Source organism: Rhodococcus sp. FG69 (assembly GCF_057808915.1).
On sequence record NZ_JBMDIX010000007.1, the window covers coordinates 107,543 to 121,032 of the forward strand.

The 13,490-nt window shown below is 62.2% G+C and carries 12 protein-coding genes and 4 tRNA genes; 8 read left to right on the top strand and 8 right to left on the bottom strand.

Annotated features, from left to right (window positions below; all coding sequences use genetic code 11):
• The first annotated feature begins 29 nt into the window (after nucleotides 1-29).
• Nucleotides 30-806, top strand: coding sequence for a phosphate ABC transporter ATP-binding protein PstB (gene pstB / locus ACODSO_RS07930; protein WP_489036275.1), 777 nt, complete (start codon nucleotides 30-32; stop codon nucleotides 804-806).
• Nucleotides 807-1,104: 298 nt separating this feature from the next.
• Here pstB and phoU read toward each other — a convergent pair whose 3' ends face one another.
• The 6 genes from phoU to ACODSO_RS07960 form a co-directional block, all read right to left on the bottom strand.
• A complete protein-coding gene (gene phoU / locus ACODSO_RS07935; protein WP_489036277.1) occupies nucleotides 1,105-1,782 on the bottom strand; it encodes a phosphate signaling complex protein PhoU in 678 nt (225 codons plus the stop codon).
• A gap of 72 nt (nucleotides 1,783-1,854) precedes the next feature.
• Nucleotides 1,855-3,750, bottom strand: a complete 1,896-nt coding sequence (locus tag ACODSO_RS07940) for an LCP family protein (RefSeq protein ID WP_489036278.1) — start codon at nucleotides 3,748-3,750, stop codon at nucleotides 1,855-1,857.
• A 118-nt stretch (nucleotides 3,751-3,868) separates the two neighbouring features.
• On the bottom strand, nucleotides 3,869-5,008 hold the full coding sequence (gene dusB, locus ACODSO_RS07945; RefSeq protein ID WP_489036279.1) for a tRNA dihydrouridine synthase DusB: 1,140 nt from the start codon (nucleotides 5,006-5,008) through the stop codon (nucleotides 3,869-3,871).
• Between the two features lie 96 nt (nucleotides 5,009-5,104).
• A complete protein-coding gene (locus ACODSO_RS07950; protein ID WP_489036280.1) occupies nucleotides 5,105-6,061 on the bottom strand; it encodes an acyl-ACP desaturase in 957 nt (318 codons plus the stop codon).
• A 276-nt stretch (nucleotides 6,062-6,337) separates the two neighbouring features.
• Nucleotides 6,338-6,413 (bottom strand) — tRNA-Lys (locus ACODSO_RS07955).
• Nucleotides 6,414-6,476: 63 nt separating this feature from the next.
• On the bottom strand, nucleotides 6,477-7,727 hold the full coding sequence (locus tag ACODSO_RS07960) for a lipase family protein (protein WP_489036281.1): 1,251 nt from the start codon (nucleotides 7,725-7,727) through the stop codon (nucleotides 6,477-6,479).
• A 795-nt stretch (nucleotides 7,728-8,522) separates the two neighbouring features.
• Between ACODSO_RS07960 and ACODSO_RS07965 the strand changes: the two genes are divergently transcribed.
• From ACODSO_RS07965 to ACODSO_RS07990, 6 genes are all read left to right on the top strand, one after another.
• Nucleotides 8,523-9,191 carry a TetR family transcriptional regulator gene (locus ACODSO_RS07965; RefSeq protein ID WP_489036282.1) on the top strand — a complete coding sequence of 223 codons (669 nt, stop codon included), beginning with the start codon at nucleotides 8,523-8,525 and terminating at the stop codon, nucleotides 9,189-9,191.
• 111 nt (nucleotides 9,192-9,302) lie between these two features.
• Nucleotides 9,303-9,375, top strand: a tRNA-Glu gene (locus ACODSO_RS07970).
• Nucleotides 9,376-9,510: 135 nt separating this feature from the next.
• Nucleotides 9,511-9,584: transfer RNA gene (locus ACODSO_RS07975), tRNA-Asp, on the top strand.
• 66 nt (nucleotides 9,585-9,650) lie between these two features.
• Nucleotides 9,651-9,727 (top strand) — tRNA-Phe (locus tag ACODSO_RS07980).
• Between the two features lie 138 nt (nucleotides 9,728-9,865).
• Nucleotides 9,866-10,420, top strand: a complete 555-nt coding sequence (locus ACODSO_RS07985; protein WP_489036284.1) for a DUF6584 family protein — start codon at nucleotides 9,866-9,868, stop codon at nucleotides 10,418-10,420.
• Nucleotides 10,421-10,542: 122 nt separating this feature from the next.
• A complete protein-coding gene (locus ACODSO_RS07990; protein WP_489036285.1) occupies nucleotides 10,543-10,791 on the top strand; it encodes a hypothetical protein in 249 nt (82 codons plus the stop codon).
• Between the two features lies 1 nt (nucleotide 10,792).
• On the opposite strand, the gene ACODSO_RS07995 is transcribed toward ACODSO_RS07990, so the two are convergent.
• Nucleotides 10,793-11,380 carry a helix-turn-helix domain-containing protein gene (locus ACODSO_RS07995; protein ID WP_489036286.1) on the bottom strand — a complete coding sequence of 196 codons (588 nt, stop codon included), beginning with the start codon at nucleotides 11,378-11,380 and terminating at the stop codon, nucleotides 10,793-10,795.
• Between the two features lie 194 nt (nucleotides 11,381-11,574).
• On the opposite strand from ACODSO_RS07995, the gene ACODSO_RS08000 reads away from it, so the two are divergent.
• On the top strand, nucleotides 11,575-12,588 hold the full coding sequence (locus tag ACODSO_RS08000; protein WP_489036359.1) for a hypothetical protein: 1,014 nt from the start codon (nucleotides 11,575-11,577) through the stop codon (nucleotides 12,586-12,588).
• Here the strand turns inward: ACODSO_RS08000 and ACODSO_RS08005 are convergent.
• Entirely contained in the window at nucleotides 12,581-13,480 is a 900-nt protein-coding gene (locus tag ACODSO_RS08005; RefSeq protein ID WP_489036288.1) for a pseudouridine synthase, read from the bottom strand. The genes ACODSO_RS08000 and ACODSO_RS08005 overlap by 8 nt on opposite strands.
• Nucleotides 13,481-13,490: the final 10 nt, after the last annotated feature.

A 13,490-nucleotide genomic window follows, 5' to 3' on the forward strand; every position in this document is an offset into this window, starting at 1 on the left:
CCCTGCTCGAGAAATAACAGGAGCCGACCATGGCAAAGCGTCTCGACCTCAAAGACGTAAACATCTACTACGGCAAGTTCCACGCCGTCCAGAACGTCACCCTTGCTGTTCCGCCGCGCGGCGTCACCGCATTCATCGGACCTTCGGGCTGCGGTAAGTCGACCGTTCTGCGGTCGCTGAACCGTATGCACGAGGTCACCCCAGGTGCCCGCGTCGAAGGATCGGTTCTGCTCGACGGCGAGGACATCTACGGCAATGGCGTCGATCCTGTTGGTGTGCGACGCACCATCGGCATGGTCTTCCAGCGCCCCAACCCATTCCCGACGATGTCCATCCGCGACAACGTCGTAGCTGGCCTCAAGCTTCAGGGCGGCAAGGGCAAGAAGGAGCTCGACGAGATCGCCGAACGCTCCCTCAAGGGCGCCAACCTGTGGAACGAGGTCAAGGATCGCCTCGACAAGCCCGGTGGTGGACTGTCCGGTGGTCAGCAGCAGCGTCTGTGCATCGCCCGCGCAATTGCCGTGCAGCCCGACGTGCTCCTCATGGACGAGCCATGCTCGGCCCTCGACCCGATCTCCACGCTCGCCATCGAAGACCTGATCGGTGAGCTCAAGAAGGACTTCACGATCGTGATCGTGACGCACAACATGCAGCAGGCAGCTCGGGTCAGCGATCAGACCGGCTTTTTCAACCTCGAGGCCACCGGTAAGCCCGGACAGCTCATCGAGATCGACGACACCGAGAAGATCTTCTCGAATCCAACCGAGAAGGCAACCGAGGACTACATCTCCGGACGCTTCGGATAGCCAGCAGCGACGAAAGGACCCCCGCACGCCATGCGTGTGCGGGGGTTTTTTGTGCGCGGGGTTGGATCGCCCCAGAGTGACCGAATGTCTGTTTCGGTCACCTGAGTGGAGCGAATGTCTCATTCAGTCACTCTGAGTGTGCGAATGTCTGTTTCGGTCTCCTAAGCGGAGCGAATGTCTCTTTCGGTCACCCGGGGAGACAGCGAATGACCCATTCGGTCACCGGCAGTGGTGACCGAATGGGTCATTCGGTGGACTTCGGGCGCAGCAGCAGACCAGGCCCGGGCAGATTCGAGTGTCAGGCGCCCGGGAGCTTGGCGGTGGAGCCCAGTTCGACGGGCAGCTCGCCGGTAACGAGGAAGATCACTCGACGGCCGACCTCGACTGCGTGGTCGGCGAATCGCTCGTAGAAGCGTCCGAGAAGGGTGACGTCGACCGCCGCTGCGACACCGTGCTGCCATTCGCGGTCCATGAGGACCGTGAACAGGTGACGATGCAAATCGTCCATCGCTTCGTCTTCTTCGCGGAGCTTGGCCGCACGCTCGGGGTCGCGGGTTTCGAGAACCTCGCGGGCGGAGGCTCCGAGCTGGACCGCGATACGACCCATCTCGGCGAAGTAGCCGTTGACCTCTTCGGGGAGGGCATGGTTTGGGTGGCGTCGACGAGTGATCTTTGCGACGTGCAGGGCAAGGGCGCCCATTCGGTCGATGTCGGCGACGATCTGGATACCGGAGACGACCGAGCGGAGGTCGGTGGCGACTGGTGCCTGGAGCGCGAGCAACGAGAACGCCTTCTCCTCGCACACAGTGCTGAGTTCGGTGATCTTGTCGTGTTCCGATATGACCTGCTCCGCGAGGACCAGATCGGCTTGAAGGAGTGACTGAGTGGCCTTGTCCATGGCGGAACCGGCCAAGGAGGCCATCTCACCGAGAAGATCGGCCAACTCGTTCATCTGTTCGTTGTAGGCGACGCGCATAGGATGGGAGTTTAGTGCGTCGCACCGACCTATTCGTGGTCGCGTGGGTGAACGGGGCGTGAATGGATCCGCTCAGGCGCAGGTGTCGTCGGCTGCGTTGGTGAAAGCGATGTTCTCCGGCAACGGCGGTGCCACGGTGCTGCCGTCGACCTGCGTCATCTCTACCGGCTGACCGGGCGCTGCCGGCGGGGTGGTGTTGCCAGGGTAGTCGGCGCCCAGAACCACCTCGACGACGTTGTCCAGCCCTGCAGCCTGCTCGACGACGGCTCCCGGGATCGCGGATGCGACCGTGGCGGCTTCGGATTCCTGGCCGGGGGTGTAGCGAACGACGGTTTGGGCTGCCGTTCCGACGAAGTTGCCGACCTCGAGTATCTGGAATCCGTACGTCGACAGTTCGGCCGACGCAGTCGCAGCCATTCCGGAAATGTCCGACGCGTTGGACACCTGGACGGACACGGTCGCCGGATCCACGGCCAGCGTCGGAACCACGGCTGGTTCCGTAGCCTCGGGCGCCGGTGTCGGCTCGACTCGTTCTTCGCCGGGGAGCGGGAGGTCGTCGATGATCGCAGTGAACAGCGCCTCGATCGCGCTGTCGACGGGAATCTCGTTGCCCCAGTCGTTGGTGCCATCCGTCGGGAGAGTCAAGAATGTGACTGCCCCTGCGTCGACGTTCTGCAGCGATCGGCCCAGCGTCACCAGGTCCTGAGTCTTGACGTTCTCGACGAACGTGTCTCGAGTGAAGGCGCTGACGAAACCGTTGAGCTTGCCAGGGTCGAGGAGCACGTTGTTCGACAGAGCGGACCGCAGCAACGAGGAGAGGAATCGCTGCTGGCGCTTGATGCGACCGTAGTCGCCGTTGCCCTCGGATTCGACGTTACGAGCGCGCACATAGTTCAATGCGGTACGGCCGTCGATTCGCTGCTCGCCGATGTTCGGCAGTACGGTTCCGAGCTCGTAGTCCACGAGGGGTTGGGGCGTGCAGACCTCGACGCCGCCGACCTCGTCGACCATCGATTCGAAGCCGGCGAAGTCCATGCCGACGAAGTGCCCGATCTTCAGTCCAGAGATCTTCTGAATGACCTTGACCAGGCATTTCGGGCCACCGAGTGCGTACGTGGCGTTGAGCTTGTCGCCGTCGGCGGCGGGGTACATCTCGCCGTCGTACGTGTTGGTGTCGTTGTCGAAGCCCTCGCACTCGGGCCGCTCGACGTCGAGATCGCGCGGAAACGACACTGCGACGACTCGGCTGCGATCGGCGGGAATATTGACGAGCATGACGGTGTCCGATCGCGCGCCTTCGGCGTCGGCGACTGTGCCGGCGCCGATTTCGCCACTGGCTCCGGCTCGAGTGTCGGTTCCGACGATCAGATAGGTCTCGTCGCCGTACTGGCCTGCGGCGTCGACGACGTCCGTCGAGTCCGGATCCAGGGCTGCAACCTGAGCGAAACCGCGGTCTGTGCTGCGAAGGTAGCCCCACACGACGCCCGTGAGTGCGACCGCCAGAATCGCGATGATCGAGACGAACCCGCGGGCGACGTTGCGGACTCGCTTTCGGCGGCGCACCTTGCTCATCGCCAGCCGGGTGAGCGCCGGGCGTTCATCGGCGGGAACACCGACGGCCTCTGGCTGCGCCTGGACGGGCGGTGGGGTGTGGGCGGTGATCGGATCGATCTTCTCGGTGGGAGCGTCGACGTCCGGGTGCGGTGCAGGCGGACGCGGTCGAGGTGCTGCGGGCGCCCTGTCCTCGGTTCCCCGACCCATCAATTCGGCGACCGAGACTGCGTCGGAGTTCCCGGGGGATCGCTTACCGAGACGCCTCAGACGTCCGCTGTCGGTCTCGGGCTTGTGCTCGGGTGGACTGGCAGGTCCGACGAGGTCAGGTGTGGGCCGATGGATCTGCGAAATAGGGCGTTCCCACGGAGCCCGACCGTCGGACGCAGGCGGGCCCGAATCTCGATCGTCACCCACGTGTTCTTTCCCTGACCTTCCTTGCGAATCATTCGCCGTCCGTCAGGCGATCCCAGCCATGATACTTAGGAAAGCTGTGTGGTCCACTTCGGCGACGACCGGCGACGTCAGGAGCAGGTCAGCCGCCCGAGTGCATCATGTCCGCACCCACGGGCACCGAAACGTCCTCCGGATCGTCGAGCCAACCCTCCGGCAAGGACACCGCTCCAGGGGAACCCTGTCGGCCGCGCGGACCTTCGGCGTCCTTGGGGAACGGGACCGTCGGGTCCAGTTGTCCCAAAAGATCGTCCAATTCGGACAGTGTCTTCACCAGCGCCATCGACACCCGCAGATCGGAGCCTGCTGGGAACCCGCGTAGGTACCAGGCAACGTGCTTGCGCAGCTCCCGAAGACCTTTGTCCTCGCCATGGTGGGCTGCCAACAATTCTGCGTGCCGTCTGATCACGATTGCGACCTCACCGAGGGTCGGTGGGGCAGGTTCTTCGCGTCCGGCGAACCGAGCACTGAGTTCGGCGAACAGCCATGGCCGGCCGAGGCACCCTCGGCCGACGACGACGCCGTCACAGCCAGTCTCGGCCATCATGCGCACCGCGTCGGAGGCGGAGAAGATATCTCCGTTGCCGAGAACGGGAACATCGGTGACGTGTTCTTTCAGTCGCGCGATCTCGTCCCAGTCTGCGGTCCCGGAGTACCGCTGTGCTGCGGTTCGCGCGTGGAGCGCGACGGCAGCTGCACCCTCCGACGCTGCTATGCGTCCGGCGTCGAGGTGTGTGTGATGCTCGTCGTCGATGCCGATTCGGAACTTCACTGTGACCGGAATATCCGTTCCTGCAGTGGCTTTCACCGCTGCGGCCACTATCCGTCCGAAGAGGTTCCGCTTGTACGGCAGCGCAGCGCCGCCACCCTTCCTGGTCACTTTCGGGACGGGGCAGCCGAAGTTCATGTCGATGTGATCGGCGAGATTGTCGTCGACGATCATCTTCGCGGCGGCGTACGTAGTCTCGGGATCCACCGTGTAGAGCTGGAGCGACCGCGGAGTCTCCGTCGGGCCGAATGTCGTCATGTGCATAGTCGCGGGCTGGCGTTCGACGAGGGCGCGGGCGGTAACCATCTCGCACACGTAGAGGCCAGAGGTACTCCCGGCTCGCTCGAGTTCCTGTTCGCGGCACAGTGTGCGGAAAGCAACATTGGTCACACCCGCCATCGGGGCGAGCACTACCGGGCTCTGGAGTTCGAGTGAACCGATCCGCAGTGTCATGGGGGAAGAGCCTCGTTCGTTTTCGTGTTCGGTCTTTTCAACGATCAACGCCCGACACCGTGAGGGTGCCGGGCGTGATCTGTGGTCAGGCAGCGACTAGGAAGCCTGCTTTTCCGCCTTTTTGGCCTCGCGTGCCAGCGAGCGGTCGCGCATTTCCTCGAACTTGGTCGCCTGCTTCTCCAGGTCTTCGAGGAAGGCGGCGAGCTCTTCACGCCTGTTCTCGCCGCGACCGGTGAAGTCGTCGCGCTCGAAGATCCGCCACTTACGCAGAACCGGCCACACAACGTCCTCGAGGTGTTGACGAAGGTCGTAGATGCCGTGCTTGGCCATCAGCACGCCGTTGCGGCGGAAGTTCGGCATGCCGGCACCGGGCATCTGGAAGTTCATGACGATGTCCGACAGAGCGTCGAGTGTCTGATCCGGTGCGATGTCGAGAGCCGCAGCGCTGATGTTGCGGTAGAAGATCATATGCAGGTTCTCGTCGGCCGCGATGCGCTGAAGCATGCGGTCGGCGATCGGGTCGTCGCACACCTTGCCGGTGTTGCGGTGCGACACGCGCGTCGCGAGTTCCTGGAACGTCACGTACGACACCGAGTGCAGCAGCCCGGTCTGCGATCCGGCGGGCGATGCGAAGCCGTTGGTCATGTGGATCATGCGCGCTTCTTCGAGCGCGACGGGATCGACTCCGCGGGTCACGACGAGGTAGTCACGCATGACGATGCCGTGGCGGTTCTCTTCGGCGGTCCACCGTCCGACCCACGTTCCCCAGGCGCCGTCCTGCGAGAAGTTCTCGGCGATCTCACGGTGGTACGAGGGGAGGTTGTCTTCGGTGAGCAGGTTGGTGATCATCGCAGCTTTCGCGACGTCGGAGAGCTTGCTCTGCTCGGGGTTGTAGTCGACGCCGCCCAGCTCGGCGAAGTTACGGCCCTCGTCCCACGGCACGTAGTCGTGGGGATGCCATTCCTTCGCCATCGACATGTGCCGGTTGACGTTGTCTTCCGCAACCGGAACGAGCTCCTGGAGCAGCTCCAGCTGTGTCAGATCCCTCGCCATTACATTGCCTCCATACATTGCGGATAACCGTGGCCAGCCTACGGCACCGTAACTTCGCTGTGAACTCTGTCGAGTTCCGCGGCGCGCCACAGCTACCGGCTGATAGTCGGAGAATGTCCCCCGGGACTTGTTCGCTTCCCGCCGTCGAACTGTTACCGAGTGTACGGCCGTGCTCGCGTGACGCGGGCGTTCGCTGCTCCGAGTTTGCTGGCAGTTCGTGGGAAAGAGGTCGATTGTTCGCACGGACCCGTTCGACCAGCGGATAACCGGTCACAATGGTGCCCCCAGTAGGACTCGAACCTACGACCTGCGGATTAAAAGTCCGTAGCTCTACCAACTGAGCTATAGGGGCGCGGATCGAAAGTGTAATGGGTCCACGTGCGCGCTGAGATACTCGCCCCTCCGGACACCTCGGCTATCTGCCGAAACTGCTGCACCCGGCGGGTGCCGGTATTCCGGCGAGCCTGTCGTCGATCCACTGATGCGATCCGGGGAGCCCGGATATCGCAACGACCAGGTGCTCGCCCAAGTATTCCTCCAGCCGCACCTGTGCGCCGTTGGCGCACCATTCGTCGTACAGGGTTTCGGCGCCTTCCTTCGGGATCCAGAATTCCTGCTGACCGTGGTAGATGAATACGGGCGTCGTCGGAGCCAAGTCACCGCCCATACGAGTCTGGCGGATGATCTCCTCGGCGATCGGGGTCCGGTCGACATTGGGAACATCGGACAGTGCCTGCACCGGTATCGGCGCGACGAGGCCGCCCGGGGCGAGTAGGTAGACGCACATGTCCTTGGCTATCTGCGCAAGGCGCAGTCCGTTTGCATTCATCAACTGGAACATTTCCGGGTATTCGCGAGCAACACCCATCGCTGCAGCGAGAAACAGAGTCGATGCAGCATTGCCGTTCATCGAACCGAGCAGAATTCGATAATCGATCGGTGCGCCGCCGAAGGCGGTTCCGACGAGATTGACTTCGGGTGCGTACACAGGCGCCAGTTGTGCGGCCCAGCCCGACGCGATGGCGCCTCCCGAGTATCCGGTCATGGCAATCGGGGATTCCGCAGGTAACCCGAGCGAGGGGAGATTGACCATCGCTCTGAGGGCATCCAGAACTGCATGCCCGGCCATGCGTCCAGCGGCGTACGCCTGGCGTGGCCCTTGGTGATCGGTGACGAGGACGGCATAGTTCTTGGCCAGAAAGAGTTGTACCGCAGCAATTTCCGGTGCAATTCCCCGTGGTAGCGTCCATGACGGTGCACATGTGTTGCCAAGCGAGTCGATGGCCATGTTGTAGGCCACGACTGGGCGCGCTCCCGGCCCTGTCCAGGGGGCGTTCGGCACGATCACAGTGGTCGCGGCTGCGACTGGTCGGTCCTTGGAGTCGGTTGTTCGGAAGAGGATCTGAGTGGATCGAACCGGCGTGATCAGTGGACCGACCTCGACCGATCGAGTATTGAGAACTGTTCCCGGCGAACTATTTTCGAAACCGGGAGGGGGCACGAACCACGGTTCACCGAGTGGCGTCGGTGCGGCAAGGGCGGGGTCCTGTGGAGGGTTCAGAAAGTCGTCGATCGGATTCGCGCCGGCCGTCCATGGCCCGACCAGCGCCATGACGCACGCGAGAACTGCTCCTGTGGAGCGGACGATGACTGTTCGAAGAGTCATGCTCTCACCTGAATTCGCTGTCGGCGTTGACCACGATGTGTTGCGGATCACACTATTGCGCAGGGCTCTCTGTCGGGGTGTTCCCTCGCGGGTCGAGGCGGAACTGTTATACGAACCCCTATTGAGAATTGCTCCGCTGCAGAGAAACCGACGGAAATATAGTCGAATAGTCAATCGCTACAACGAATTACGAAATGGCGGCCTGGCGCTGTAAGTCGCTACCGAAACGGTTCTTTCATGCTGTTGCGCAATCGCTTTCGAAAAAATCGCGGAATCGCCCCGTTGTCTGCTGCTTGTCGTCGAAACCGGGAATCCGGCAAGTCGGTCGCGGTGGGAGCGGGAAATTCACGTTGTCGCAGACGTCGACGTTTCGATATCGCCGCCCGTGACAAAACGGACACAATGCCGTCGGCCGAGTCGAAACCGACATTCGATGCGCGGATGTGGTCGAGATCTCGAGGGTGGGCAGTCGAATTCGTGCCTTACAATATCCACCTGTTTGTAAGGTGAGCGAAGTCTGCTCGTGACTACGAAGCGGTGTCGCATTCGACAGCAATCGATTCGACCGGCTTCATGGATTGGAAGCTCGAGTGCGCACCCCCTGCAGCGCACTCGAGCCTGTCGGAGCGTACCACTCGGATTGTTTGCTTACCGCTGGAGATTTGTCCGAATTCCGGTTTCGAATGCATTTTCCGAGCAAGTGGTCGGTCCCGTGTACGTCGTTTGACGTACGCTCGGCAAGCGATATTGCCTGCTGATAGATGCAGGTCGCTCGGGTTCGGAGGCACGGAAGCAATGGCACAACAGGAGCGCGCTCGGCGGACTCGAGCAGCAATAGTGGAGGCCGCGGCATCGGAGTTCGCGCGTCGCGGATACGCGGCAGCGTCGGTCAACACGATCCTCGAGGGCTCCAATGCCACCAAGGGTGCGATGTACTTCCACTTTCAGTCGAAGGAAGACCTGGCGAGAGCAGTGCTGAGCGCCGCGCTGGAGAAGTACGTGGCGATTACCGAGAAATGGAAGTCGTCCACTCGGCATCCTTTCGACGTGATCCACGGAATCATCGACGACATAGCCCGAGGTTTCCAGGATGACGTCATCGTCCGAGCCGAGTTCCGGTTGATCGTCGAGCCGGAGTTCTACAGCGAGGTTCAAAATGGCGGTGGACGCGTCTGGGGCACGGCGGGTATCGAGCTCGCACGTCGTGCGCAGGACATGGGCGACCTCGACGCCGAGTTCGGTCCGGAGAAGTTCATGCGTGTGCTGGCGGCGTCATTGGCCGGGCAGCGATACATGGCAGACCTCGTCTCGGACAGCAGTAACCTCCGTGCGCTGTTCGAAGAGTCCTTGGAAATAGTGCTCTACGCGATGGCGACGCCCCAGTGGCTTGATCGCTGGCGCACCGAAGGATGGTGCCCCCTCGACGTCGAGGGGGCCGAAACTGCCTCTGACCTCACGGTTTGAGTTTTGCGCGAAAAGTGTCCTAAGCTATCCCAGCTCCCAACGGAACGCCGTTGAGGGTAACGGCGGAGCAGTTCGGTCTCGAGAATGTGTGGGACCGGATCATTTCGTCGGGCCCCCTTCGTCTAGCGGCCTAGGACGCCGCCCTTTCAAGGCGGTAGCGCGGGTTCGAATCCCGTAGGGGGTACGTAGGAAAAGGTCGGAATTGACAAACCGGCCAGCAGTACAGCAGTCTCTTGCAGGCCGCCGCGGTTCGATGCAGGTTGATCGCCTGCTAAAGTATGCGACGGCAAGTCTCCATGACGGAGATGTTTCACAGCAAGGCCCTGTGGCGCAGTTGGTTAGCGCGCCGCCCTGTCACGGCGGAGGTCGCGGGTTCGAGTCCCGTCAGGGTCGCAAAGTCGGTGCGAAAGTTCCGAGTTGCGTGTAGTTCACGAGATGGCATTGTCACCGGTGCCGCCCGGCCAGGTAGCTCAGTTGGTACGAGCGTCCGCCTGAAAAGCGGAAGGTCGCCGGTTCGATCCCGGCCCTGGCCACCACATCTTCGCCTGACCCGATCCTCCTCGAGGGTCGGATTTTTCGTTTTGGGAGGCGCGGGGGGTTCCTCTGCGATCCAGCACAGTCGACCGGATGATCCTGTGATGCTGGTGAGGCCGCCCCGGCGTTAGGCTGATCGGGTGGACGTGATCGATCAGGCACAGCAGGACTTGGCTCGTGGGGACCACGGTGGTGCGAGGGACCGACTGTACGCAGCATTGCGTCGTGAGCCTGCGTCGCAACCGATACTCGAGTTGCTTGCCTACACTTACCTTGTGATGGGCGACCGTGCCTCGGCAGGGGCGGCATGGTTCCTGACCGGCAAGTCCGACGACGATCCCACTGCGGCGTCGGCGTTCGCTGCATTGGAGGCACGCCATGGGTCCGCGATCGGCGTCGCGCGAGCGCTTCCGATCAACGCTCCGTCGGAGTACTACCCGACGCACGCCAGGAACCGCCTCGAACGCCTGACGACGGCGATTCGCATCAACGGCCAGGACTGGGTGCCTCCGCGGGACACCGTCTACTTCGACGAAACAGGAGTCGATTCCGACGACTTCCTCGACGAGGACTTTCCGGACGGGAGCTCTGGGCTCGGCGGACGCTCGGTGCACCAACGCGTCGTAGCGGCGCTCATCATCTTGGCGATCGCAGCGACTTCGGCGTCGGTCGTGTTGGCAATCATGTTCTCGTAGGAGAATGGTTCGCTTGTCACCTGCGAGCGTAAGGTTTCGACGGACAATATTCTGCTAGTGGCAAGGGCACCATCATCGACAACACCCGGCGTGACGACAGCTACGGCGACGACCTGTACGCAGTGAACCTCGCACAGGCGCGGTTGTTCGCAGCTGGGTTGGTCGAGTACATAAAGACCTGCACGACATCGATCGAGATCGCGCAGGCCCGAGCATTCCGCGCACGCGCCGACAGGGCTGCCAAACGCGCGAAAGAGCTGGATTCGGAAGCGGCAATGTTGCGCCGTGAGCTCTACGACATGTATCGCCAGATCGACAACATGACTGCTCGCTTTCCGGAACTACGCGGGGATCCTGTCTTTCGCACGTGACTCACGACTCGGCCGGCTTCGCACGGACGTGCATACGTTCACCCTGCGGGCCGAACAGGCTGAGGATCTCGACGGGCCGTTCGTCGACGGAGCCGAACCAATGTGGCACGCGGGTATCGAATTCGGCGGCCTCCCCGGGCTTCATGACGATGTCATGTTCACCGAGCACGAGACGCAGCCTGCCGTTGAGGACGTACAGCCATTCGTAGCCCTCGTGGACACGTGGGTCCGGTTCGCGGCGGCCTCCGTCGACGACGATCTTGTACGCCTGCATGCCGCCGGGTCGACGAGTGAGCGGGTGGATGATGACGCGATCGCGTCGAACCGGAGTCGACCTCACGCGGGGGTCCTCGACCGGAGGAGCGCTGATCAGTTCGTCGAGTGGTATCTGATGTGCGCGGGCGATGGGGAGCAGCAGCTCCAGGCTCGGCTTACGGTCACCGGACTCCAGTCGTGAGAGGGTGCTGAGCGAGATCCCGGTGGTCTCGGCCAGCGACGCCAGAGTCGTTCCGCGTTCGGTGCGCAGGCTGCGGAGTCTGGGACCGACGCCAGCAATGACGTCTTCGATGTCCGGGTCGGCGGTGCTCATGCCTACATTGCAGTTTCAGCAAAGAAGTTTGTCAAGCCGCTCGGTCGCCGATCGAGTTCGGAAAAAGTTGCGTACGCACCATCGATGACGCCCATACTTGAGCGGTGACCAGGGAACTTACCGCGACGCACGTTCCGGTTCGCCGCTCGCGTGTACTCCGGGACGCGTATGGCAGTACCAGTGCCGAAGCCTTCATGATCATCGCCGTCGCGACGATACTCATCACTCGCTTGTATCTCGAACTCACCAATTACCCACAGGTGGGCGGCAAATCGCTGCACATCGCACATGCACTGTACGGCGGTGCGCTGATGATGCTGGCGCTACTGCTCGGATGGATGTTCCTCGGGTTCGGGGTGCGAGCGCTCGCCATCGTGCTCGGTGGCGTCGGCTTCGGGCTGTTTCTCGACGAGGTCGGCAAGTTCGTCACCAAGGACAACGACTACTTCTACGGGCCGTCGTCGGAGATCATGTACATCCTGGTGGTCGTCGTCCTCGTCGGCAATCGCATCGTCCGTGACGCCAGGCGGCCCTCACACGAGGAAACTCTTGCCAATGCGGCTCATATTGCGGCGCAGGGCGTCACGCACGGGATTCCCGAGCATCGACGCGCCTGGGCGCTGAGGATGGTCGATCGTGCCGAAGCCGAGGGCGCCGAACCGAAGACCGTCGCGGGTCTGCGGTTGCTGCTCGAGAACTGCAGGACCGGCAGTTCACGCCTGTACGACGCACAGAAGTTCGCTCCACGACTGATCCCCCGATTTTTCAAGAGTCCTCGCTGGGTGCCGCTTGTGGCCTGGGCCATGACGCTCGCAGCTTTCGTCGGCGTCGTGTTCGGCGTAGTGCAATTGGTGTTGGGCGACCTGCACGTCGATACCACCGACACCACCATCGATATCGACAAAATGGGAATCGCGAGCGGAATTCTGTTCGTATCCTCCTGTCTCACGCTGTCATTGGCACTTCCTTCGGTGATTCGACTTCGAAGCGGTAAGTTGTGGCCGCTGCGAATGCTGCGAATCGCGGCGCTGATCTTCACGCTGCTGAACGCATTGGTGGATTTCGCGCAGGAGGGTTTCGTCGCGCTGATCAATGTGGCAGTCGGATTGTTCACACTGGCAGTGCTGTCGCATCGAATAGATGTCCGAACCGTCGAGATCGCCGAGAACAATGCAGCGCACGGCGATGTGTTGTCCATGCCTAAATAGGGAGACGAAGCCTTCTGTTGCTCTCGAAGCGACGTTGTTCTCCGCTGAACGGATCACGGAACTCGATCGATCGGGCCAGGAGCTGCAGCGGCGTCGAGTAGTCGTCACCCGCAACGTCGTAGAACTCCGGGTAGAAATTGTCGCCCAGAATGGGAATGCCGATCGAATTCATGTGCAGCCGAAGCTGGTGCGTGCGTCCGGTTCTCGGGTGCAGCGTGTACATGCCATGTCGGCCGTCGTGCTCGGACAGCTCCACGAACGTCTCCGCATTGGGTTTACCCGGTATTTCTTCGGCGCGAAGTACGCCCCGCTCCTTGATCATTCGACTGCGCAGCGTCACCGGCAGCGAGAGGCTCGGTTCGTAGCGCGCGACGGCGTCGTACACCTTGGTGACAGCCCGATCGGCGAAGAGTTCCTGATAGGCGCGGCGGACCTCGCGGCGCACCGTGAACATCAGGACACCAGCAGTGAGCCGATCGAGGCGATGCACTGGACTGAGCTCGGGCAGATCCAGTTCCCGGCGAAGCACCACCAGAGCCGATCGTGCAATGTACTTCCCTCGCGGCATCGTGGCGAGAAAATGCGGTTTGTCGACGACCAACAGATTCTCGTCGCGATGAAGTATGGGGGTTGCGAACGGCACAACCGGCTCGATCGGAGGATCACGATAAAGATAGATGTCGGTTCGCGGAACGATCGGCGACTCCGCTACCAGCGGATTTCCCGACGCGTCGACAATCTCCCCCAGGTCCATCTTCTCTCGCAGCCGAGTGGAATCCTGCGGAAATCTGTCGACGAGGTAGTCCAGAATTGTCCCGAATTGTGCCGCGTCGGGCATGCGTATGCGGGTGGGTCCGAGGCCGTCGCGGATGGGAAGGGGAGCGCGGACCATGACCCTCACT

Coding starts and splice junctions, on each gene's coding strand:
- phoU (WP_489036277.1), bottom strand. CDS start 1,782: ATGCGCGTCGCCTACAACGAACAGATGAACGAGTTGGCCGATCTTCTC.
- ACODSO_RS07995 (WP_489036286.1), bottom strand. CDS start 11,380: ATGAGCACCGCCGACCCGGACATCGAAGACGTCATTGCTGGCGTCGGT.
- ACODSO_RS07965 (WP_489036282.1), top strand. CDS start 8,523: ATGGCACAACAGGAGCGCGCTCGGCGGACTCGAGCAGCAATAGTGGAG.
- ACODSO_RS08000 (WP_489036359.1), top strand. CDS start 11,575: ATGATCATCGCCGTCGCGACGATACTCATCACTCGCTTGTATCTCGAA.
- pstB (WP_489036275.1), top strand. CDS start 30: ATGGCAAAGCGTCTCGACCTCAAAGACGTAAACATCTACTACGGCAAG.
- ACODSO_RS07950 (WP_489036280.1), bottom strand. CDS start 6,061: ATGGCGAGGGATCTGACACAGCTGGAGCTGCTCCAGGAGCTCGTTCCG.
- ACODSO_RS07960 (WP_489036281.1), bottom strand. CDS start 7,727: ATGACTCTTCGAACAGTCATCGTCCGCTCCACAGGAGCAGTTCTCGCG.
- ACODSO_RS08005 (WP_489036288.1), bottom strand. CDS start 13,480: ATGGTCCGCGCTCCCCTTCCCATCCGCGACGGCCTCGGACCCACCCGC.
- dusB (WP_489036279.1), bottom strand. CDS start 5,008: ATGACACTGCGGATCGGTTCACTCGAACTCCAGAGCCCGGTAGTGCTC.